Genomic DNA, 20,883 nt, shown 5'->3' with positions numbered 1-20,883 from the left:
GGTCAGTTCTCCTGTCGGGACGGGTGGCCGTAGGTGTCGACGGCCACGGTGCGCAATTCCGCGGTGAACCTGGCTCCGGTACGGTCCTGGAGCCAGGTCCCCTCGAGATCGGGCAGCATCTCGGTCAGACCGATGCCGGCGTCGGGATCCTCCGCCGTCTTGCGGATGATCTTGGCGAGCATATTGACCAGAGCGATCGACGTGAAGTCGGCGAACGCCGGTTTGTCCTCGGCCGGGGATTTGTAGAAGACGCGTTCCGGCAGCCCCTGTTCGCCGCGCCAGGCCCGCGCGGCCCGGAACCGTTCGGGCTCCGACTTGACGGTGGCCCAGGAGAGGTCCGCGGCCCTGAACGACCAGGACTCGCGCGAAACCACCATCTTGCCGACGGAGACCCGGGGCCGGTGCGGGGCGGAGGCCAACGGCTTGAAGGCGTTCACCGAAGCCGCCGAGAGGAGCTCGCCCATCATCTCCATCAGGTCGGCGCTGAATGCCTCGCTCCGGGACCGTACGACCAGTCGTCCCTCCTCCTGGTGCACGAAGAGGTCGGCCAGCGCCAGCATCCGTCCGGGCGCCTCCACCGCACCGTCCCGCAGCGACCAGTAGGTGTAGGCGGGGGCGAGCAGCGTCGAGGGAGGGGCCAGCCGTGAGGTGACCGCCGGCCAGTCCTTGGGCGGGACGAGGTAGATGCGCCGGGAGCCGTGGTCGGCGCTGTCGGCCGCAAGGAGCGAGGCGGGCACGTCGTGCTGTTCGACGAAGAGCCGGCTCTCCAACGAGTTGAACGCGGTGTGCAGTTCACCCAGCACCCACTGGTACTCCCCGCGTGTCACCGCCTCGGCGTCGGCGGCGGTGATCATCAGGTCGGGGGCGTGGTGCACGGCTGTGGCCCAGGCCACCGGGGCGGCCGGGAACTCTTCGCGGACCCGGTCGGCGATCTCCGCCACGGTCACCTGATGGTGGCGTGCGCCGTCCGGGATCTGGAGGATCCGTGTCCAGCGCTCCTGGAAGTCCGTGATGGCGGACTTCACCGGTCCCGGCAACTGCCGGATGGAGAAGAACAGGTGGGGCGTGGCCATGCTGACCATGTTGTGCAGGGGCATGGCCGGGTCCCCGGTGCGCTCGGACCAGCGGTCGTGGAATCCGGTGAACAGAGAGCTGTAGCCGTCGGCGATCCGATTCACCAGCCAGCGGGTGCTGTCCAGCATCAGGCCCAGTGACGGGGCGAGTTCGTCCAGCAGCGGTTTGCCGAGAGCGGCGCGCACGTCGCGGACGGTGTCCTCGTACACCAGGGTTCGTCCGGCGTACGTGGCGCCGGCGCGGCGGACGGAGGAGCCGCCGGTGATCTCCTCGAAGGCGGCGTTGAGCCCGTCCATCGCGGCGGCGAGTGCCTCGGAGTCCCCGGCGGCGTCGGCGATCGTGTTGCGCGCGTCGGTGAGCCGCTTCAAGGTCGCCAAAGCGCCGGTGCGCAGGTCCAGGTCACCGACGAGCTCCAGCTTCTTGGCCAGGGTCTGCTCGGGAAACGCCTCGATCGGGCCCACCAGGTCGATCACCAGCAGTCCGCGGTCGCGCAGGGAGTCGAGGACGGCGAACACCTCCCGCTCCGACTCCAGGCCCGGCAGGCCCGACCAGAGCAATTCCTGGGCGATCTCCTGGGTGGTGCGTACGCCGTCGCACAGGCCGACGACCTCGGCCTCCTCTTCGGACAGACCCAGCGGGGGCTTGCCGGGGCGGTGCAGCAGCTGGCCGTCGAGCCGGTCGGAGGGCACCGTGCGCGGTGCCAGCCAGGGCAGCATCCGCGGGTCCTCGGACAGGGTCCGCGCCACGGCGTCGATCGCCCAGGACTCGAAATACACCGTCCGGCGGGCGAGCAGGCCGGGGCCGTGGTCGACTTCCAGACCGGTCCCGGCGGACGGCTTCCACTCGGCCCAGCCCACCGGCCCGAAGAACCCGATCGTGTCGTTCTTCAGCGAGTAGCGCTGGACGTAACTGGTGATGGTCATCTCGTGATTGCGGCCGCGGACGTTGCGTGGTTCACCGGCCGCCGCCTTGTTCAAGCAGTCCGCCACCAGTTTGCGGTTCTGCCAGGTCACCGCCTCGCGGAAGAGCGGCTCCCGCGCGGTGGCCCGGACGGCGGCGGAGAGCCGTCCGGCAGCCTCGTCGAAGGCGGACAGGTAGGTCTCGTGCGCGTGTGTGCCGGGCTTGGCGCCGGCGGCGTTGCGGAGGTCGGCCGCGGTGGCGAGCGCGGGATCGGTCAGCGCGAGCACCCGGTCGGCGGGGAACCCCGCACTGCGCAGGACGACGTCGCGCCACAGCTGCCAGCCCGTCGTGCCCAGCGGTACGAGGTGGTCGTCCGTGTTCAGTGCGTCGTGCCCCGTCATCGCGCGGCCTCCCGTTCCAGCAGAGCCGTGACCGTATCGGCCACGGCCTGGTCGTCCAGCAGCGCGGCACGAGCCACGTCGAAGGTGCGGGTCGCGACGCCGAACCGGGCGGGAACCGTCTGCTGCCGTGACACGATCAGCTCTACGGGTCCGCGGGCGGTCGCCCGCTCCGGCACGGAGTCCTCAACCCGGCCCGTGATGGCCAGGTACCCGAGGAAGGTGCCGAGCCGCTCGCTCAGTTGCCGTCCGTACTCCGGGCCCATGCCGGCGGCCCGGCAGGCCGCCGAGGCCACCCGCTCGTACTCGGAGCCGAGTTCGCGGGCGAGCGCGGTGAGTCCGTTCGGTCCTGCGGCCGCGGCTGCCGAAAGCACGCGGCTGCCGAGGTCGCCGGCCCGCTCCAGCTCGGCGTCCGGCAAGAAGCCCTCGAAGGAACGCAGGGCGGTCGTGTAGTAGTCGTGGATCAGTCCGGCGTCCGCGGCGTCAGGGTCGAACATGATCAGCAGCGGCCGCGGCAGCCCCTGTTCCTGGAGGGCGTCGGCCAGCGCGCAGGCCAGTGTGGACCCGGAGCAGTAGCCGGTCACGGCCGCCACCTTCGTCCCCTGTGCCGCGGTGTGCGCGGCCCACTCCCGCACCAGCTCCTGCGGGTCGCCGTTCCCGGCGGTGCCGGCAGCGGAGCCGGTCGTGAACGTGCGGGGCTCCCACAGCGTCCAGTCCCCGGTGAGGCGGGGCGCCAGCTCGCCGAACCCGGCGGTTGCCCGTCCCGGCCCGAAGTCGATGGTGAGCACCGTGGTGCCACCCTCCGCCGGCCCCAGACGGCGCCAGTTGCTCCAAGTCATCGGTCACCTCATGCGCGAATGCCGGATGTCGGTGATCCCGACGTCAGAGCATGGTGCAGCCGGACCGCGACCGCCTCCGAGGATCTGGCAAGAACTTGCCGCAAGCGCCTCGGCCGTCGTGTGGCATGAAGTGGCCAGTGCCTGTTTTGCCTGGTCGGGGGCTGCTTAATGTGCCGCTACCCCGGCGATCCGAGCGCCGTTGCCCTCCAGCGAAAGGTGCGTACCCCTTGACGGGCACGTCATGCGAAACCCACCGCCACCCCGCAGTGGTCGGAGGGGTGGAGGCCGTCCGCGTTCGGCGAGTCGCCCAGCAGCCGGGGCCCGGGCCGGGGTACGAGTCCGTCGGCCGGCCGGTACAGCAGATAGTCCAGCCGCCAGGTCGGACCAGGCATCGGCATGGTGAGCGCGTCCGACGCACCACCGGCCTCGATCCAGGAGTCGGCCAGCACGCCGTCGGCCAGCAGCCCCTTCATCGGCGGGCCGTCGGAAGGGCAGTTGAAGTCCCCGCACAGCAGCAACGGCCGGTCCGCCGGAGCCTCGGCGGCGAGTGCACCGATCTCGCCGATCACGGCCGCCCGCACGTCTTCCGGTCCGACCGGCACGTGCACCACCCACAACCGCACGAAGTCCAGCACGACCTCCAGGACCGTGGAGTGGCCGCCGAAGGCGCCCGCCATCGACCGCAGCGGTAGTTCGGCCCGGCTCAGCACGGGCCGGCGGCTGAGCACCGCGAGGGAGCCCAGGGTCCCGTCCGCCTCGGAGAGCACAACCTCCTGAAGGCCGAGCCGGCGTGCCAGCTCATGGGCGCGACTCTCGGCCGCGCCGGGCGAGGAGACCACCTCTTGGAGTGCCACGAGGTCCGGGGAAACGGCGGCCAGCTCGTGGTGCAGACCCTCGCGGCGCCGCTGCCAGACCTGCTGCTCGTCCAGCATGCCGAGCACGGGCGACCCCTCGACGGCACCGCGGAGCACACCCCGCTCACGCCAGTACCGAGCGGGCAGACCGGTGCCCCAGATGTTGTACGTCGCCACGCGGAACCCGTTGCCCAACCCCATGATCCACACTTTAACGAAGGGAAACCCCATGTCCCAGCGAGCTCTCGTCACGGGTGCCGGCGGCTTCATCGGCAGCCACCTCGTGACCTACCTGCGCCGACAGGGCTGGTGGGTGCGCGGCGTTGACCAGAAGCGGCCCGAGTTCGGCGAGACCGACGCCGACGAGTTCTTCGTCGGCGACCTCCGCGACCCGGCGGTCGCCACCGCTGCCTGCGAGGGCATCGACGAGGTCTACGCCCTCGCCGCCGACATGGGCGGCATGGGCTTCATCTCCCGGGACCCCGCGACCATCCTGCACAACAACGCGCTCATCAACCTCAACACCATCCGCGCCGCGCAGCAGGCCGGGGTCGGGCGCTACTTCCTGGCCTCCTCCGCCTGCATCTACCCCGAGCACATCCAGGACACCCCGGACGCCACGGCACTGCGCGAGGATGACGCCTTCCCGGCCAACCCGCAGGACTCCTACGGCTGGGAGAAGCTGATGGCGGAGCTGCTGTGCCGCTACTACCACGAGCAGCACGGCATGGAGGTCCGCGTCGCCCGTTACCACAACATCTACGGGCCCGAAGGAACGTACGACGGCGGCCGGGAGAAGGCCCCGGCGGCGATGTGCCGCAAGGTTGCGCTCGCGCCGGGCGGCGGCGCGGTCGAGGTCTGGGGCGACGGCAGCCAGACGCGCTCCTTCTGCTACGTGGACGACTGCGTGGAGGGCACCTACCGGCTCATGCGAAGTGACCACCGCGAGCCGCTGAACATCGGCTCCGACCGTCTCGTCACCATCGACGAGCTGGCCCACCTGGTGTTCGAGGCCGCCGGTCGCGACGATCTCGGCATCGAGCACGTTGACGGCCCTCAGGGGGTCCGCGGTCGCAACTCCGACAACACGCAGCTGCGCCGGATCCTGGGCTGGGAGCCGGCGGTGACGCTGGAGAAGGGCCTGCTGGAAACCTACCGGTGGATCACCGACGAGCTCGCTGCCCGGGGTGCCGCGTGACGACGACCGCCCAGAGGGTTCGGCGGATCGCCCTGTTCGACCTGGACGGCACCCTGATCCGCCCCGGCTGCGCCCTGCAGCGCATGCACATGGACGCGATGGCCGCCGCCATCGCCCACGCGACGGGCCGGCAGGACGCCTTCGAGTACCGCGGGGCCGAGCTCTTCTACCGGGACGTGAACCTGGCCGGTTTCACCGACGCGGGAACCGTACGGACCGCCCTGCGGCTCGCCGGGGCCGCCGAGGACGAGATCGCCGAGCGACTGCCCGAGGTCGTCGCGGACATGGTCGGGCGGCTTGAGCGGTCCCCGCTGCCCGGGGCGGGCAGCGCGGCCGGTGATCTGCTCCCGGGCGCCCGCGAACTCCTCCGGGCCCTGGCCGAGGCCGGTTTCGCCCTCGGTGCCAGCACCGGCAACGCCCGTGCGGTCGCCGCGTGGAAGCTGCGCGCGGCCGGCCTGGCCGGTCTGCTCGACGACGGCGGCTTCGGCGACACCGCCACCGAACGCGAGGACGTGGCACGCGCCGGAGTGGCGAGCCTGACCCCGACCGGTGCGGCCTCGGCGGGCGTGCTCGTCGGGGACACCGTCCGCGACGTCACCGCCGCCCATGCGGCCGGTCTCAGCTGCCTGGCCGTTACCACCGGCGCCGCCACCGCCCGGGAACTCCTGGCGGCCGGGGCCGAGGACGTCCTGCCCGGCCTCGACGGTGATGGCGCGCTGGACAGCATGATCCGCCTGGCCGGCCCCGGAGCGGTCGGCCGCCTCGAGGCATCCCTCGCCCTCTCCCACACAAGGACCTGACATGACCACCGTTGACCGGCCCCGCCACATCGACATCGTGATGACCACGATCGGCGACAGCGCGGCCTTCTTCGACGCCTACCGGGGCCTCATCGCCCGACACCGCGGCGACGAGCGCATCCGGCTCGTCGTCGTCCCGGACCGCAAGACCCCCCAGGCCTTCTTCGACGTCTGCGAGCGGGCCCGTGCAGAGGGCCTGGACGTCCTGAGCCCCACCGTGCCGGAGCAGGACGCGCTGCTCAACCGGCTCGGCGCACCCACGCTGGTCCCGTACGACTCCGACAACCGCCGCAACATCGGCTACCTGCTGTCCTGGGCGGCGGGAGCGGACCTGCTGATCTCCGTGGACGACGACAACTTCCCCCACGGCGACGACTTCTTCGCCGAGCACCTGAAGGTCGTCGCGGGCGAGCGCTCGTACCGCACGGTCGAGGGGGAGTCCGGCTGGTGGAACCCCTGCGAGCTGCTCGACGTAACCCCGATGCAGGTCTACCCCCGTGGCTACCCCTACCGGCACCGCGTCCCGGACCGGGCCACCGTGACCACCGGCCTCGCCGACGTACGCATCAACGCCGGCCTGTGGCTCGGCGACCCCGACGTCGACGCGATCACCCGGATCGCGGTGGGCCCCGAGGTTCGCGCGCTCACCGGACAGGAGGCGGTCCTCGCCCCCGGCACCTGGGCTCCCGTCAACTCGCAGAACACCGCCGTACATCGCGACGCCATCCCCGCGTACTACTTCCCGCGGATGGGCTACCGCGCCACCGGCCAGGTGATCGACCGCTACGCGGACATCTTCAGCGGGTACTTCGTGCAGGCCTGCGCCAAGCACCTCGGCCACGCCGTCCGCTTCGGCACCCCGCTGGCCGTGCACGAGCGCAACGACCACAACCTGCTGCGCGACCTCCAGCAGGAGCTTCCGGCCATCGCCGTCCTGGACGACGTGCTGGCCTGGCTGCAGGGCGCCAAGCTCGACGGCACCACCTACCACGAGGCCTACCGCTCGCTCTCGCACCAGCTGCAGGACGCGGTGGAGACCATGACCGGTCCGATGTGGAACCAGGAACTGCGCGGATTCGTGCATCAGATGGCCCATCTGATGCGCCAGTGGCTGACCGTCCTGGACCGCTCGGCCGACCTCGCGCCGTGACGACCACGAGAACGGTACTGGTGACCGGGGCCACCGGCGCGATCGGCGGCGCCGTTGCCGCCGCGCTGAGCGGCCCCGGCACCACGCTCGTGCTGCACTGCAACCGCGACATGGAGGCGGCTGAGGCACTGGCACGCGAACTGCGGCCCGGCGCCGCCCGGGTCGAGACGGTCCGTGCCGACCTGGGCGACCCCGAGGCCGTCACCGACCTCCTGCGCACCCTGGAGACGACCACCGGCCTCCCGGACGTCCTGGTCAGCAACGCGGCCGTGCTGCGTACCGGTGCCGCGCACCGCATCCGCCTGGAGGACTGGGAGCGCACGCTCGCGGTGAACCTGACCGCCGCGATGCTGCTGGCCCGCGGCACGCTGCCGGAGATGACGCGTCGCGGTTGGGGGCGGATCGTGTTCACCACCTCCGTCGCCGGGCTCACCGGCTGGCCGTTCCAGGCGGCGTACGCCTCGTCCAAGGCGGGCCTGATCGGGCTGACCAAGACCATCGCACGCGAGACCGCGCGCTTCGGGGTCACCGCCAACGCGGTGGCCCCGGGCTACGTCCCGTCCGAGATGAGTGCGGCGGGCGGCGACCGGGCTCGGGAGGCGATCCTCGCCCAGACCCCGATGCGGCGGGCCGGTACGCCGCAAGAGGTGGCGGCGGCGGTCGCCTTCCTCTGCTCCGACCGAGCCTCTTACATGACCGGCCAGGTCCTGGCCGTCGACGGAGGGATGAGCCTGTGACGTACGCATTGCTGTTCCCGGGCCAGGGGGCGCAGTTCCCCGGCATGGCCCAGCGGTGGTACGAGAACCACGAAGAGGTCCGGGAGCTGTTCGACCGGGCCGGCGAACGCACGGGGCTGCCGCTGCGCACCCTGTGCTTCGGGACCTCCCGGGAGGACCAGGCCCGCACCGACTGGACCCAGCCCTGTGTGCTGACCGCGTCGCTGGCAGGCCTGTTCGCGCTGCGCGCGTTCCTCGCCGAACGGGGCGCCGAGCTCGCTCCGGCGGCCGTGGCCGGGCACAGCCTGGGCCACTTCACCGCCCTGGTCGCGGCGGACGTGCTCGACGTTGACACCGCCGTTGACCTGGTCCACCGGCGCGGCGAGATCATGTCCACGGCCGCCCACCGGTACCCGGGTGCGATGGCCTCCGTGATCGGCCTCGGCCTCGACCGGGTCCGGCAGATCGTTGCGGACTGTCCCAAGGGCGCGGTTGCCGTCGCCGCGGTCAACGGCCCCGACCAGATCGTCGTCTCCGGCGAGCGGGACGCTCTGGCGTGGACCCTGGAGGAGGCCGGGCGCGCGGGCGCTGAACGGGTCGTGCCGCTGGCCATTGGAATCGCCGCCCACTCCGCCCTGATGGCCGAGGCCGAAGCGGAGTTCGCACGGGAGATCGGCCGGCTGCACCTGGCGGAGCCCACCGTCCCCGTGGTGCTGAACACCACGGGCACCCTGACCCGCGACCCTGCCGAGATCAGGGCGGACCTGCTCGTCCACATGACCCGGCCGGTCCTGTGGTGGGACGGCGTCCACGCGCTCCGCTCGGCAGGGGTGCGCCATCTGCTCGACGTCGGCCCCGGCCGGACCCTCGGCAAGGTGCTGCGCCGCGACCTGCCCGACGGCCAGGTCCTCGCGAACGACAAGACCCAAGGGCCGGAGGCTCTGCTGACATGACGATCCGTACGCTGTTCTTCCCCTGGTCCGCCGGCGGCGGCGCCGGGTACACCGGCCGCGGACTGGCCGCCGCCGACCGGCTCGATGAGCGCTTCTCCTGTGCCTTCGGGCCCTCGGCGGTGACCCGGATGGTGGCCGAGGCCGGCTATTCCGTGGTGGGCACGCCGTCACCCGGGGGCCCGCCGCAGAAGGTTCCGGCCTTCCTGCCGTTCACCGACGTCGAGCGCGTCTTCGCGGTCACCGCCCGTTACTACCGCAAGAGCGTCCTGGCCGATGATCTGGCCCGCGACCTCGCCGCCATCGACGCCTACCGTCCGCACATCGTCGTCACCGACATGCAGCCCACCGCGGTACTCGCCGCCCGTCTGCGCGGCCTGCCGGTCGTCTCGCTGGCCGACACGGACTTCCTCTACGACACCCCGCACCCCTGGATGCCGTGGAACACCGCCGACCCGAAGAAGATGCTGCCGCACCCGGACGCGATGGAAGCCATTGGCGAACTCGCCTCGGAGCACGGCCTCGCGCCCGTCAGCCACGTACGGGACCTGCTCTGGGGCGACCGGACGGTCGTGCCGAGCTCGCCTGAGGTGGAGCCGGCCCCCCGCGCGCCCGACGGACGGAGCGAGGCCGTCTTCGTGGGCCCGCTCTACTGGGACCCGCCGGGCCCCCCGTTCCGGCCCGAGCGGAAGGCGGGAACCCACCACGTCTACGTCACCATCGGAAGCGGTGGCATGGTCACCGAGCGGGCGCTTCGTGAGGTGCTGACGGCCCTGGACCGGCCGGACTTCACGGTCTTCCTGTCGGCGGGCTTCGCGGCTGCCGACTGGGTGCGGGAACACCGCAACGTCCAGGTCGGCGGGTTCACCGGGATCACCGGACCGATCGGCTGGGCCGACCTCGTCCTCAGCCACGGCGGCTACTCCACCGTGCTGGCCTCCCTCGAACAGGGCAAGCCTCAGGTCGTGCTGCCGTTCATGTCCGAGCAGGAGGCGAACGGCCGGTACTTCGTCGAGCAGCACGGCGCCGGACTGGTCGCCCGCACCACGGAGGTCGATGCCGCGGACGGCACCCTCACCTACGTCAACCGGCACGGAGGCCGCACCTTCGATCCGGTCGTCCCGGCCGCGGACATCGCCCGCACCGTGGACGAGGTGCTGGGTGACGGCGGATTCGCCGAGCGTGCCGGGTACGCCCGGGAGGCACTGGCCCGGGACCGGGCCGCCGGCGACCTGTCGGAGATCTTCGCCTCCGTCCTGCGCTGACGTCCCGCCCCCACGGGGGCCACGACGACGAGAGCGGGTGACCCCGACCGGGTCACCCGCTCTCGTGTGCGTACCGCCGCCCGCCCCGCGGTCAGCGCACCAGGCGCAGCAGTTCCGAGCGGAGCACCTTGCCGGCCGCACTGCGCGGCAGTGCCTCCACCTCGTACACGGCCTGCGGGACCTTGTACGGCGCCAGCGTCACCGCCAGGCGCTGCTGTAGTGCCTGGCGGTCGAGGACCCCGTCGACCTCCACGAACAGGCAGAGGCGCGTGGCGCCCGGCACCGAGGAGTCACCGACCAGGGCGCATTCGCGGACGGTTGGATGAGCGCGTACCACGGCCTCCACTTCGGTGGCGGAGACCTTGTTCCCGGCGACGTTGATGACGCCGCCCACCCGTCCGAGCAGGGAAAGGTGTCCGGCCGGGTCCAGGGTGCCCAGGTCGCCGGTGCGGCGCGGGCCGTCCAGGAGCTCGGCCCGCCCGTCGGCGTGGAGGAGCCGGGCGGGGGCACCGGACACCGTCACGACGACCTCGTCGCCGTCGGCGACGCCGTGCCGGACCGGTTCCACGGAGATGCGGACGCCGTCCACCGCCGGTCCGACCGAGCCCGGGCGGCCCGTGGTGTCGACGGTGAGCATCCCGTACTCGGACGTCCCGAAGTGCTCGACGAGCCGCCAGCCGACGCCGCGCTCCCATGCCGACCGGTGGCCGGGTGTGAGCGGGGACCCCGCCGACACGCACAGGCGCGGGGTGTGGCGCGCCGGTAGCCCGGCCGAGTACCACTGGTAGAGCAGCGGTACGGAGAGCAGGACGTCCACCCGGTGGGTTTCCACGGCTGCCGCGAGCGCCCGCGGCCCGGTGCGCCGGGGCACGCTCAGGTAGGTGGCCCCGGCCGTCAAGGCCGTGACGATGCCGCCGCACACGGCGTAGCTGTGGTGCGGCGGCGTGGTGCACAGAACGGTCTCGCCCTCGCGCAGGCCCAGGGCGGCGGCGAAGGCGGCGGAGTTGGCCGCGACCGCCGTCCAGGGACGCTCGACGCACTTGGGCGGCCCGTCCACCCCGGACGTGGTCAGCCCGAGGCCGGGCGTGGCGGTCGGTGGCGCGCCCCGGAAGAGGGCGCGGGCCCGCTCGTGCTCCGCGGGGCGGCCCTCCGCGTCGAGCAGCAGCAGGCCCACACCGCAGATGGCGGCGGCCACGAGGGCCACGGCCACCGTCACCGGTTCGTCGGCCACCAGGTCCTGACGGCCGGAGCCGCCTTCCGTCCGCCATCGCTCCGCCTGTCGCCGGGCGCGCCGGGCCAGTTCGGCGTACGTGACGGAGGATCCCGCCGACACCACTGCCGGGCGATCGGGGGCGGCGGCGGCCAGGTCCTCGATCCGTGCGATCAGCTCGGCGGTGGGGTTCACAGCACCACCACCGCGTCACGGCGTCCGTCCTCGCCGGGGCGGGAGACCACGAGGACCGGCTCGTCCGCCCCGGCGAGGGTCCGCAGCAGTCCCGGTGCCGCGTACAGGATGTCGACGGCGTGCCGGCGGGCCAGCCGTTCCACCTCGGCCGCGTCCACGTGGCGATGGACGTCGCCGAACGCACGCGTCCGGCCCGCGGTTTCCTCCTGGCCGGAGGAAGCGGGGCCGCCCGGGCGGAGCACCAGCGCCGTGGCCCGGCCCCTCGGCAGGGTCTCGCCGTCCGGCAGCTCCGGACCGTCGCCGCACGTCACGGCGGCGAACGGGGTCAGCGCCTCGTACTCCGCGACGATCACCTCCGCGGCACGGCCGGTGCGGATCCGCCGCATCGCGTGGGTCAGCGCCTGAAGTTCCGCGTCCGGGCCCATGAGGGTGGATCCCGCCCCGCCGAGCCCCAGCGCCAGTGCGGCGGCCGACACCGGCGAGTGCGGCGAGTAGAAGAGGAACTGCTCGGGATCGAGCCACTTGGGGCCCGCCTCGCGCAGCTGCTCGTGCATCACCTCGGCCACGTGCGAGGTGCCGTACCAGGTGGCTGCCACGATCTCGGTCTGGGCGGGGTCCGCGAGGCCGCCGGCGTGCTGCACGGCCCGTGCGATCGTGGCGGTGAACAGCCCGGACAGTTCCTTGGTGAGGGCAGGGGCGTGCTCCCAGCCCACCCGGCCCCGGCCGCGCTCGCGCCAGTGCGGGGCGAGGTCGAATTCGGCGGTGGCGCTCCCGGCGACCCGGGCGGTGCGTACCGGGCTGATGACGGTCATGCTCGCTCCCATACGAGTGCAGTGTTGACGCCGCCCAGACCGCAGGAGACGGACAGCGCGTACCGGGCCGGGAACTCGCGCGGTTCGCGGACGATGTCGAGGTCGGCGAACACGTCGTCGACGGGCTCCGCGCCGATGGTCGGGGTGAGCGTGCCATGCGCCAGCGACAGCAGGCACACCTGCGACTCGATGATCCCGGCGGCTCCCTGGCAGTGCCACAGCACGCCCTTGGAGCTGTTCAGCGGCAGCCGGGACAGCCGGTCCCCGAAGACGGCGCGCAGAGCGGTGACCTCGGCCACGTCACCGAGTTTGGTGCCGGGGCCGTGCATGTTGACGAACGACACCTGTGCGGCGTCGATGCCGGCGTCGGCGATCGCCCGGAGCACCGCCACTTCGATGCCACGTGCCTCGGGAGCGGCCAGGTGCGTGGTCAGGCTCGACGCACCGTAGCCCACCAGCCGGCCGCGCACCGGGCGGCCCGCGCCCGTACCGGTCCGGCGCAGGAGCAGGGCGCCGGCCGCTTCCGAGACGGCGATGCCGCGCCGTTCGGAGCTGAAGGGACGACAGCCGTGCGGACTGAGCGTGCGCAGGGCGGCCAGACCGTGGAAGCCCGACTCGGAGACGGTGTCGACACCGACCACCAGGACCTCGTCGGCCTCACCGGCGCGCAACAGGTCCCACGCGTGTCCCAGCGCCACCGCACCGGAGGCCGAGGCGCTGCCGATGACGGTGGCCGAGCCGCCGAGTCCGAGGGCGGCCGCGGCCCGGCGGGCCAGAGTGCCCACGAAGGCCGAACCCGTGGGGGGCGGCCCCGCTTCCAGGGCGTTGGCCAGTGCGTTGCCCCCGGTGTCGGTGGTGCCGACCACCAGGTGGACCCGGGTGCGGTCCTGGACCTGGGCATCGCCGAGGGCTTCCTCGGCGGCGGCGTACAGCAGGGTGAACAGCCGGTCGGGCGAGGTGATCTCCTCGTCCCACGAGCCGGGTACCACCCCGACCCGGTGGCCCTTCGCCGGTCCGTAGGGCACCGGCACCCGGTGGGCGCGGCCCGCCAGCAGCGACTGCCACAGCTCGCCGACACCGTGGCCCGTGGGTCCGACGACGCCGAGTCCGGCGACCTCGACGGCCGCCGTCCCGTCCGGGACCGGGTCGTACGGGGCGGGGTCTGCCTCGCCGGCGGTCGAGCCGACCGCCTCGGCGACGGCCCGCGCGAGCGCGGCGACGGAGACGTCCGGGGCGAAGAGCACCTCGTCGTCGATCGCCACGCCGGTCTTCTGCTGGAGTTCGGCGGTGAGCGCGATCAGCGCCACCGAATCCAGTCCCAGGCTCTTCAGCGGCTCCTCGTCGCTGAGCCTGTCCACGTCCGCGGGCACGGTCCGGGTGGCCAGCGCCGCCCGGACCAGTGCCGTGGTGTCAGCCACGGCGCACGGCGGCCTCCGCCGCCCGGAAGCCGGCCGCCGTGGCGTCGAGGGCCTTCCTGATGTCCTCCTCGGTCATGGCTCCGCACACGTACCAGTGGTGGTTGGGGTGGAGCAGTACGCCGCGGCGCACGGTCTCCGTGTAGAAGGCGTCCTGGATGCGGGCGCGCACAGCGTCATCGGGGTGGGTGAAGCGCAGGAACGGCATTTGCGGTACGCCCACCACCTCCGCGTCGAGCACGGAGGCCGCGACCTGGGCGCGCAGCCCGTCCTGGAACTGCTCGCCGAGGACTTCCACGTGCTTGAGGAGGGTCGTGTCGCGCAGTTGGGTGATGGTGGCGACGGCCGCGGCCATCTCGGCGCCGTTGACGTGGAAGGTGGAGCCGATGTGGACCTCGCCGACGGTGCGCATGACCCGCTCGGTACCGACCAGCGCGGAGATCGGGTAGCCGTTCGCCATGGCCTTGCTGAAGGTGACGAGATCGGCCGTGACGCCGTACTTCTCCTGTGCGCCGCCCAGGCTCATCCGGAAGCCGGAGCGCATCTCGTCCAGGACGAACAGTGCCCCGTGCTCGTGCGCGAGGTCGGCGGCGGCCCGCAGGAAGCCCTCGGCCGGCGGTTCCACCTCGAACGGCATCATCAGGAGGCAGGCGATCTCGCCCGGGTGGGCTTCGAACTCCGCCCTCAGGCTGTCCAGGTCGTTGTAGGTGAAGGTGCTGACGACCTGCTGCGCTTCTTCCGGGACCCCGCCCGGACGGTTGGCGCACCAATCGTGCCAGCCGTTGTAGCCCCACCGGACCACGCGTTGCCGACCGGTGTGCGCCCGGCTGACCCGGACCGCCGCGCTGGTCGCGTCCGACCCGCTCTTGAGCAGGAACACTCTCTCGGCGCCCGGTATGACGGAGGTGAGCAGCTCGGCGAGCTCGACCTGCACCCGCTTGCGCAGGGTGACGGCGAACCCCTCCCGTATCTCCTTGCCGACGGCCTCGGAGACCACCGGGTCGGCGTGGCCGAGGATGATCGTGCCGTAGGCGAGGATGAAGTCGAGGTACTTGTTGCCGTCGACGTCCCACACGTACGCGCCGGCGGCGCGCTCGGCGAAGACGGGGTACTCGCCGTCCACGAGCCGGTCGCGCTGCAGGACGTAGCCGGAGTACGCCAGCGTGGCGTCGACCCGGGCGGCCCGCGCCAGCAGGTCCTTCGATCCGCTCAGCTTGAGCGGAGGAGCGGTGTCGCTCATCGGTTGTCTCCCTCGGAGGTCGCGGTGGTGGGCGGGGCCACTGCCTCGGCGAAGCACCAGTCGCGCATCCGCTCGACGCGGTGCCACAGGCGGTCGTCAGGCCGGCCCGACGGAGCCTGGATGATCCCCAGTTCGGCGTGGGCGGTGGTCACGAGGCGGGCGAGGGCGGTTCGGACGGAGCCGAAGGCGGGCAGCACCGGCTCGTAGAACGAGGTGTCCGTTGCCTGCTCGCCGGCGAACCGGTGGGCGCCCAGCAGCGCCATGCCCAGGCGCTGGGCCGCGGCGGCCGCCGATTTCGCGGCGCCCGCGACGGCCGGTGCCGTGTCCTGGACCGACAGGGAGGTCAGGAACAGCGCGGGCTGCAGCTCGCCCAGGACCAGGACGTGCAGCGCGCGGGCCATCGGCCCGCTCAGGCCTTCGTGCTCCCACCGCGCGGCGAAGCCGTCCAGGGCCGCCAGGTCGTCGGCGGTCCAGCGGGCCATCGGCTCCAGGAGCGTGGTGCGCAGCGACTCCGCGGTGTCGTCCGGGGGGTCGAAGTGGACGGTGGCGAACCGGCAGGCGCTGCGCTTCACCTCCGGCGTGATCTCGATGTGCCGGACGTAGCCGTCCTCGGCCGGCGCGTCGGTGTCGAGGGCCACGAGCTGAGACCCGGCACGCCCGATGACCAGCACCATGTGGTCCAGGAAATGCCGCTTGCCCTCGAACTCGTCTCCGGGCCAGTAGAAACGGTCCGGCATCAGGATGACCGGGGTCCCGTCCGCGACCAGGCGCTCCAGCTCTGCCCAGTGCTCGCGTCCGTCGACGGCGTTGTGCCACTGCAGGCGTCCGGCCCGGAACCGGCCCGGCTCACGCCGGTCGCCGCTCAGGTCGAGCGGCATGGCCAGCGCACGGGCGACGTCCAGCGGGCCGAAGTCCTGGGCCCGCAGGATCGATTCGGCACATCGCAGCAGGCAGCTCAGACCATCCAGCGGGCCGGTGCGCCAGCCCAGCGACAGCTCCGGGTCGAAGACCGGCCGGGCCGGGGCGGCCTGGACCCGGTCAGCCATTGATCCGGGTCGCGATGGTGCCTGCCAGGTCGCTCACGGTCCCGTACCGGCCGAGGTCGAAGTCCGTGTCCTCGAACTCGGCGTCGTCGGTCCGCTCGAAGCTGGTCAACAGGTAGACGAGGTCGATGGAGTCCACTCCCAGGTCGGCCAGGCCGATCTCCGGGGTGACCGTCTCGGTGACCGAGTCGCGCTGTGCGAGCAGTTCGATGACGCGGTCGAGAATGTTGGTGCTCATGGGGCGTCAGACCTCCACGATCGTTTCGGAAACGGAGATGCCCACGTGGCGGCCCGGCTTGGCGGCGACCGCCATCATCCGGTCGCCCGGCATGATCGTGGTGCAGTTGCGGACCTTGCCGTCGGCGTCGAAGAGCCGCACGTGCCAGTCGTCCTGCACGATGGTGTTGATCGTGGAGTCGCCGATCCGGCACTCGATCAGACGCAGCGGTCGGATCTCGCTCTTGACGCGGCCGACCACCACCGGGCGAGCCCGGCCGGAGGTGTTGACCGCGAGCACCGGCTCGCCGGCGCGCAGGTCCGTGATGTAGGCGGTGCGGCCGGCGGGCGTCCACAGGTAGGAGTGCGAGGCGCCCGCGTTGACACGGAAGGGACGCAGGTTCATGTAAGGCAGGTAGTGCACCTCGGCACAGACCAGCAGGCCGCCCGAGGAAGTCGATCCGACGAGCATGCCCTCGTCCGGGTCAAAGAGGTCCGCCGTGTCCACGCAGCCCCGCACCCCCATGCCGATGGAGCGCACGTCGGTGACCTCGGCGGCCACCAGGTCCACCTGCTCCGCATGGAACGCGGCGAAGGCGTTGCCGAGCGCGGCCACGTCCCCCGGGGAGTCGACGCGGAGCAGCATGGCCTCCGGGCCGTGCTGGAGGACACCGCGGGTCACCAGGGCGTCGCCCAGGGACCGCACTCGCTTGACGACCGTGGTCTTGTGGTGCTGCGCCTCGGCGATGATCAGTTCGAGCGGGATGTTGGTCTCGGCGGAGAAGCTGACGACGAGCACGTCCACCAGGCCCAGCGCGGCGACCGCGGCGTTCATGCTGTCCGCGTCTTCGACCTCGATCCACAGACCGCGCTGCCAGGCCGCGGGCAGTTGGCCCAGCGCGTCGAGGTCCCTGGAGATGACGGTCAGCGGGAGCTGGGCGTCCAGCCCCTCCAGCTCGGCGGGGTTCTGGACGAGTACCGCGGTGCGCACCCGCTCCGGCAGCATGGCCGACGGGACCTGGCCGGGGCTCAGGAGCACGCCCTCGGCAGGCGTCTGGAGGACGTGGGTGAGACGGTCGTGCGTGGACTCGCCGAGGTGTGAGAGGTCGCACCAGATCGGAATGGCGCCGCCTGCATTAGACATGGGTCGATACATCCTCGGAGTAGGGGAGCAGGGTGGAATCGGAGTGGACGGTTGCCCGCAGCTCGGTGAGCACACGCTGTGGGTCGTCGTGCTGGAAGACCTTGCGGCCGACGCAGACACCCGCGGCACCGGCCCGTAGGGCGTCGGTGACGGTGCTGCGCAAGGAGCCCTCGTCGCCGTCGCGCTCGCCACCGGCGACGACCACGGGGACGAAGCAGCCGTCGACGACGGACTCGAAGGACTCCCGGCTTCCGGTGTACTGCACCTTGACGATGTCGGCGCCGAGTTCGGCGGCGACCCGAGCGCCGTGTGCGACCTTGCCCGGTTCGGCCACCGGGTCCGCGCCGCGTACGTACACCATCGTCAGCAGGGGTATGTCCCACTGCGAGCACTGGCCGGCGATCGTGGCCAGGTCGGTGAGCATCGCCTTCTCCTCGGCCGTGCCGAAGGTGACCTGGACGGAGACCGCGTCGGCACCGAGCCGGACCGCCTCGTCGACCGTGCCGGTCAGGGTCTTGGCGTAGCCGCGGCCGGACAGGTCGGTGCCTGCGGAGAGATGCATGATCAGGCTCGTGCGGACGGCCAGTTCGGCCGGTATGCGCTGGAGAACGCCCCGATGGGCGATGACGGCGTCCGGCTCCCCGGCCAGGAGCGTCGGAAGCGCCTTGTGAAGGTCGGTGATCCCCCGGATCGGTCCGAGGGACACGGGCTGGTCGATGGGCAGCATGACGCTGCGCCCGGAGAACGGAGAGAACAGCCTACGCAGCCTGCGCTCTTTTCCGCTGACGATCATGTCCATACTCCTGCGAGATCTGTCCCGGCCGTTGGCTGAATGGAGCAACAGCTTCGGCCTGGTCACACGGCGGCCGAACGGGGCTGGCAGTTAGCTGCCAGGGCGCGGGGGGCCGTCAGAGCGGCCGCGCACGCTTTGGGGATGACACAGATCGCAGTGCTGGGTGCGGGGCGCATCGGCTCCCTGCACGCCGCCAACCTCCTGGCCGCCGATCCAGGTCTCGACCTGGTGATCCACGATCCCGACACGGGCGCCGCCAAGGACCTCGCAGACCGGATCGGAGCCCGGGTGGCGCACAGCGTCGCGGACGCGCTCGCGGTCCGCGACGGGCTGGTGGTCGCCACTCCCTCGCACACGCATCCCGACCTGATCGCCGAGGGGGTCGAGCGCGGCCTCGCGGTCTTCTGCGAGAAGCCGGTCGCCACCGCGCTCGCCGAGGCTCGCCGGGTCACGACACTGGTACGGCGCACCGGCGCCCGTGTGCAGATCGGCTTCCAGCGGCGGCGCGACCCCGGCTACGTCCGGCTGCGCGCGGCCGTAGCCGCGGGTGACCTCGGTGACGTACTGATGGTGCGGGCCACCGCCTTCGACAAGGAACCGCCGCCCGCCTCCTACCTAGCCGTTTCGGGCGGGATGGCCGCCGACTGCGTCGTGCACGACCTGGACGCCGTGCCGTGGCTCGCCGGCCAGCGGATCACCGAGGTGTACGCGGACGGAGCCGTGCTCACCGAGGGGCCCTATGCGGAGCTGCATGACCACGACGTGCTGACCGTGCTGCTCACGTTGGAGGACGGGGCCCGTGGAGTGCTGACCGCGAGCCGGACCGACCCGCACGGCTACGACCACCGTGTCGAGCTGCTCGGTACGAAGGGCTCCGCCGCCGCCGGGCTGACGGACCGCACCCCGCTGGCCCTACTGGACGGTGCGCAGCGGGCACCGGCCCCGGCGGACGGCTACCGGGGCTTCCTGGACCGCTTCGCGCCCGCCTACGCGGCAGAGATGGCCGACTTCCTCCGTCTGTGCCGGGGGAGCGGCGAGAACCCTTGTCCGCCGGAGGCCGCGCTGGACGCGATGCGCGCGGTGGCCGCCGTGCAGGTCTCGCTGCGCGAAGGCAGGCGCGTCGCCCTGGACGAGATCGACTGAGGCCGTACTGAGGCCGTCCCGCGCCGCACGCGACCTCCTCGCGTGCGGCGTCGGGCTGTCAGGCGCCGGCCATCACGACGGTGTTGCGCACCAGAGCCACCGGTGTGGCCTCCGCCCGTACCGTCACCTCCGTGACCAGCAGATCGCTCGCTCCGACTCGTTCGATCGAGGACACCCGGACGGAACACGTGAGCAGGTCCCCCGCGTACACCGGCCTGTGCGCGGTGATCCGCGACTCGCGGTGGCGCAGCGAAACGGGGTCCGCGCCGAATGCCGGGTCATCGAAGAGGACCCGTTCCGCCCGTAGCGCCAGCACACCGGTGTACGTCGGCACGGCGAGCACCGCGGGATGGCCGAGCCGGGCCGCGGCCGCCGCGCACCGGCAGGCGGGATGGCGTTCCCCGACCGAGTCGGCGAACGCGACCAGCTCGGCCTCCGTCACGCGGTGCACGTGGAGGGGCCGGATCGCACGCCCCGCGTAGGACCGGTTCAGCACCGTGCCCTCATTCCCGGCCGGCCAGCAGTCCACGCAGGGCGGCGGCGAGCGCGGCGGCTCCTTCGAGTTCCATCACCCCGAAGTGGCCGCCCTCCAGGACATGGGTCCGGATCGTCCCCGCGTACGGAGTCCAGCCCAGGTCAGAGTCCTCTCCGCAGCAGAAGAGCACCATCTCGCCCGGGTACGGTACGGGCGAGAAGGACTGCACGGCTTCGAGGTTCGCCCAGATCGTGTCGAAGATGTCGCCGAGGCGCTCCACGGGGAAACCGGCGCTGAGGATGTTCCTCTCCACGCACAGGCCGTGCAAGGTGCGCACCGCCGTGTCCCGGTCCGCGCCGCGCAGTACCGAACCGTCCACGTCGGAGCGGTCCGCCTTCAGTACGATCCGGACCACCTCGTCCCACGGGTCGAGGCGGGCGAGGTTCCGTACGTCGGTGTCGACGACCGCGAGGAAGGGCTGCTCCCCGGTTCGCTCGAACAGCATGCGGGCGCACGTGTGGGCGAGCATGCCGCCCATCGAGTAGCCCAGCAGCTGGTACGGCCCCTCGGGCCGGAGCCGGATGATCTCCTCGACGTAGGAGGCCGCCATCTCCTCGATGTCCGACACGGCCGATGAACCGTCGCCGAGCCCGATCGACTGCAGTCCGTACACCGGCTGCTCGTCGCCCAGGGCCTGGGCCAGGGCGACGTAGCGGGACACGTTCCCGCCGATCGGGTGCAGGCAGAACAGTGGTGGACGGTCGCCCGTGGCGTCGATCGGGACGAGCACGGCCGGCCCGGGCGTCGCGCTGCCCCGCAGCAGCATGGCCAGGTCCGCCACCGTGGGGCTGCGGACCAGCTCGGCCAGCGGGATGTCGTACCCGAAGGCGCTGTTGAGACGGGCCAGGAGACGGATGGCGGCGAAGGAGGTCCCACCGACGCGGAAGAAACTATCGTGCACGCCGAAGTCGGAGTGTCCGAGCAGTTCGCTCCAGATCTCACCCAGTTCGGCCTCGACACCGCTGCGGGGCCGGAAGGCTGACGTCATACCGC

The 20,883-nt window shown here is 72.1% G+C and carries 20 protein-coding genes; 7 read left to right on the top strand and 13 right to left on the bottom strand.

The annotated features are described in order from the left end of the window. Positions 1-2: 2 nt before the first annotated feature. The 3 genes from OG730_RS21070 to OG730_RS21060 all read right to left on the bottom strand — a co-directional run bounded on the left by OG730_RS21070 (position 3) and on the right by OG730_RS21060 (position 4,266). A complete protein-coding gene (locus OG730_RS21070) occupies positions 3-2,375 on the bottom strand; it encodes a lantibiotic dehydratase (protein WP_327305704.1) in 2,373 nt (790 codons plus the stop codon). Continuing rightward, the gene (locus OG730_RS21065; RefSeq protein ID WP_327305703.1) at positions 2,372-3,211 is read right to left on the bottom strand and encodes a hypothetical protein; all 840 of its coding nucleotides are present in this window, start codon (positions 3,209-3,211) and stop codon (positions 2,372-2,374) included. Before OG730_RS21065 ends, OG730_RS21070 begins: the two co-directional genes overlap by 4 nt. Positions 3,212-3,450: 239 nt before the next feature. Further along, positions 3,451-4,266: an endonuclease/exonuclease/phosphatase family protein gene (locus OG730_RS21060; protein ID WP_327305702.1), complete on the bottom strand. Its 816-nt coding sequence runs from the start codon at positions 4,264-4,266 to the stop codon at positions 3,451-3,453. Between the two features lie 28 nt (positions 4,267-4,294). Here OG730_RS21060 and OG730_RS21055 point away from each other — a divergent pair, with 28 nt between their 5' ends. The 6 genes from OG730_RS21055 to OG730_RS21030 are packed head-to-tail and all read left to right on the top strand — an operon-like array spanning position 4,295 to position 10,144. Beyond that, entirely contained in the window at positions 4,295-5,263 is a 969-nt protein-coding gene (locus OG730_RS21055) for an NAD-dependent epimerase/dehydratase family protein (protein ID WP_327305701.1), read from the top strand. Next, on the top strand, positions 5,260-6,063 hold the full coding sequence (locus OG730_RS21050) for an HAD family hydrolase (protein WP_327305700.1): 804 nt from the start codon (positions 5,260-5,262) through the stop codon (positions 6,061-6,063). The genes OG730_RS21055 and OG730_RS21050 overlap by 4 nt, the downstream gene beginning before the upstream one ends. Position 6,064: 1 nt before the next feature. Further along, complete coding sequence (locus tag OG730_RS21045) at positions 6,065-7,213, top strand: hypothetical protein (RefSeq protein WP_327305699.1); 1,149 nt, start codon at positions 6,065-6,067, stop codon at positions 7,211-7,213. Next, positions 7,210-7,950 carry an SDR family oxidoreductase gene (locus tag OG730_RS21040; RefSeq protein ID WP_327305698.1) on the top strand — a complete coding sequence of 247 codons (741 nt, stop codon included), beginning with the start codon at positions 7,210-7,212 and terminating at the stop codon, positions 7,948-7,950. The genes OG730_RS21045 and OG730_RS21040 overlap by 4 nt, the downstream gene beginning before the upstream one ends. Further along, positions 7,947-8,882 (top strand): ACP S-malonyltransferase, encoded by a 936-nt coding sequence (locus OG730_RS21035; RefSeq protein WP_327305697.1) that lies wholly within the window; start codon positions 7,947-7,949, stop codon positions 8,880-8,882. Before OG730_RS21040 ends, OG730_RS21035 begins: the two co-directional genes overlap by 4 nt. Further along, positions 8,879-10,144 (top strand): glycosyltransferase, encoded by a 1,266-nt coding sequence (locus tag OG730_RS21030; RefSeq protein WP_327305696.1) that lies wholly within the window; start codon positions 8,879-8,881, stop codon positions 10,142-10,144. Before OG730_RS21035 ends, OG730_RS21030 begins: the two co-directional genes overlap by 4 nt. Positions 10,145-10,235: 91 nt before the next feature. On the opposite strand, the gene OG730_RS21025 is transcribed toward OG730_RS21030, so the two are convergent. The 8 genes from OG730_RS21025 to OG730_RS20990 are packed head-to-tail and all read right to left on the bottom strand — an operon-like array spanning position 10,236 to position 18,212. Beyond that, complete coding sequence (locus tag OG730_RS21025) at positions 10,236-11,549, bottom strand: class I adenylate-forming enzyme family protein (protein ID WP_327305695.1); 1,314 nt, start codon at positions 11,547-11,549, stop codon at positions 10,236-10,238. Next, on the bottom strand, positions 11,546-12,361 hold the full coding sequence (locus OG730_RS21020) for a hypothetical protein (protein WP_327305694.1): 816 nt from the start codon (positions 12,359-12,361) through the stop codon (positions 11,546-11,548). The genes OG730_RS21025 and OG730_RS21020 overlap by 4 nt, the downstream gene beginning before the upstream one ends. Further along, positions 12,358-13,779, bottom strand: coding sequence for a beta-ketoacyl synthase N-terminal-like domain-containing protein (locus OG730_RS21015; protein WP_327305693.1), 1,422 nt, complete (start codon positions 13,777-13,779; stop codon positions 12,358-12,360). Before OG730_RS21015 ends, OG730_RS21020 begins: the two co-directional genes overlap by 4 nt. Continuing rightward, complete coding sequence (locus tag OG730_RS21010; RefSeq protein WP_327305692.1) at positions 13,772-15,016, bottom strand: aspartate aminotransferase family protein; 1,245 nt, start codon at positions 15,014-15,016, stop codon at positions 13,772-13,774. Before OG730_RS21010 ends, OG730_RS21015 begins: the two co-directional genes overlap by 8 nt. Next, complete coding sequence (locus OG730_RS21005) at positions 15,013-16,062, bottom strand: cysteine peptidase family C39 domain-containing protein (protein WP_327305691.1); 1,050 nt, start codon at positions 16,060-16,062, stop codon at positions 15,013-15,015. Before OG730_RS21005 ends, OG730_RS21010 begins: the two co-directional genes overlap by 4 nt. Beyond that, positions 16,055-16,297 (bottom strand): acyl carrier protein, encoded by a 243-nt coding sequence (locus OG730_RS21000; RefSeq protein WP_327305690.1) that lies wholly within the window; start codon positions 16,295-16,297, stop codon positions 16,055-16,057. Before OG730_RS21000 ends, OG730_RS21005 begins: the two co-directional genes overlap by 8 nt. A 6-nt stretch (positions 16,298-16,303) precedes the next feature. Continuing rightward, positions 16,304-17,419 carry a 3-dehydroquinate synthase II domain-containing protein gene (locus OG730_RS20995; protein ID WP_327305689.1) on the bottom strand — a complete coding sequence of 372 codons (1,116 nt, stop codon included), beginning with the start codon at positions 17,417-17,419 and terminating at the stop codon, positions 16,304-16,306. Next, a complete protein-coding gene (locus OG730_RS20990; RefSeq protein WP_327305688.1) occupies positions 17,412-18,212 on the bottom strand; it encodes a class I fructose-bisphosphate aldolase in 801 nt (266 codons plus the stop codon). The genes OG730_RS20995 and OG730_RS20990 overlap by 8 nt, the downstream gene beginning before the upstream one ends. 141 nt (positions 18,213-18,353) lie before the next feature. On the opposite strand from OG730_RS20990, the gene OG730_RS20985 reads away from it, so the two are divergent. Continuing rightward, entirely contained in the window at positions 18,354-19,355 is a 1,002-nt protein-coding gene (locus OG730_RS20985) for a Gfo/Idh/MocA family protein (RefSeq protein WP_327305687.1), read from the top strand. A gap of 58 nt (positions 19,356-19,413) precedes the next feature. Here OG730_RS20985 and OG730_RS20980 read toward each other — a convergent pair whose 3' ends face one another. Both OG730_RS20980 and OG730_RS20975 read right to left on the bottom strand, forming a co-directional pair. Beyond that, positions 19,414-19,851: an FAS1-like dehydratase domain-containing protein gene (locus OG730_RS20980; protein ID WP_327305686.1), complete on the bottom strand. Its 438-nt coding sequence runs from the start codon at positions 19,849-19,851 to the stop codon at positions 19,414-19,416. A gap of 7 nt (positions 19,852-19,858) precedes the next feature. Beyond that, entirely contained in the window at positions 19,859-20,878 is a 1,020-nt protein-coding gene (locus OG730_RS20975; protein ID WP_327305685.1) for a thioesterase domain-containing protein, read from the bottom strand. Positions 20,879-20,883 lie beyond the last annotated feature (5 nt).

This window comes from Streptomyces sp. NBC_01298 (assembly GCF_035978755.1).
In the GTDB taxonomy this organism is placed as follows: Bacteria; Actinomycetota; Actinomycetes; order Streptomycetales; family Streptomycetaceae; genus Streptomyces.
The sequence above is the reverse complement of the archived record's forward strand: the minus strand, read 5'-3'. Positions and strand labels throughout refer to the sequence as shown.

Excerpts from the sequence above, each read along its gene's own strand:
- OG730_RS21010 (WP_327305692.1), bottom strand. The coding sequence starts at position 15,016 with ATGAGCGACACCGCTCCTCCGCTCAAGCTGAGCGGATCGAAGGACCTG.
- OG730_RS21045 (WP_327305699.1), top strand. The coding sequence starts at position 6,065 with ATGACCACCGTTGACCGGCCCCGCCACATCGACATCGTGATGACCACG.
- OG730_RS20975 (WP_327305685.1), bottom strand. The coding sequence starts at position 20,878 with ATGACGTCAGCCTTCCGGCCCCGCAGCGGTGTCGAGGCCGAACTGGGT.
- OG730_RS21060 (WP_327305702.1), bottom strand. The coding sequence starts at position 4,266 with ATGGGGTTGGGCAACGGGTTCCGCGTGGCGACGTACAACATCTGGGGC.
- OG730_RS21070 (WP_327305704.1), bottom strand. The coding sequence starts at position 2,375 with ATGACGGGGCACGACGCACTGAACACGGACGACCACCTCGTACCGCTG.
- OG730_RS20990 (WP_327305688.1), bottom strand. The coding sequence starts at position 18,212 with ATGATCGTCAGCGGAAAAGAGCGCAGGCTGCGTAGGCTGTTCTCTCCG.
- OG730_RS21055 (WP_327305701.1), top strand. The coding sequence starts at position 4,295 with ATGTCCCAGCGAGCTCTCGTCACGGGTGCCGGCGGCTTCATCGGCAGC.
- OG730_RS21005 (WP_327305691.1), bottom strand. The coding sequence starts at position 16,062 with ATGGCTGACCGGGTCCAGGCCGCCCCGGCCCGGCCGGTCTTCGACCCG.
- OG730_RS21020 (WP_327305694.1), bottom strand. The coding sequence starts at position 12,361 with ATGACCGTCATCAGCCCGGTACGCACCGCCCGGGTCGCCGGGAGCGCC.
- OG730_RS21065 (WP_327305703.1), bottom strand. The coding sequence starts at position 3,211 with ATGACTTGGAGCAACTGGCGCCGTCTGGGGCCGGCGGAGGGTGGCACC.
- OG730_RS20985 (WP_327305687.1), top strand. The coding sequence starts at position 18,354 with ATGACACAGATCGCAGTGCTGGGTGCGGGGCGCATCGGCTCCCTGCAC.
- OG730_RS21000 (WP_327305690.1), bottom strand. The coding sequence starts at position 16,297 with ATGAGCACCAACATTCTCGACCGCGTCATCGAACTGCTCGCACAGCGC.
- OG730_RS20995 (WP_327305689.1), bottom strand. The coding sequence starts at position 17,419 with ATGTCTAATGCAGGCGGCGCCATTCCGATCTGGTGCGACCTCTCACAC.
- OG730_RS21030 (WP_327305696.1), top strand. The coding sequence starts at position 8,879 with ATGACGATCCGTACGCTGTTCTTCCCCTGGTCCGCCGGCGGCGGCGCC.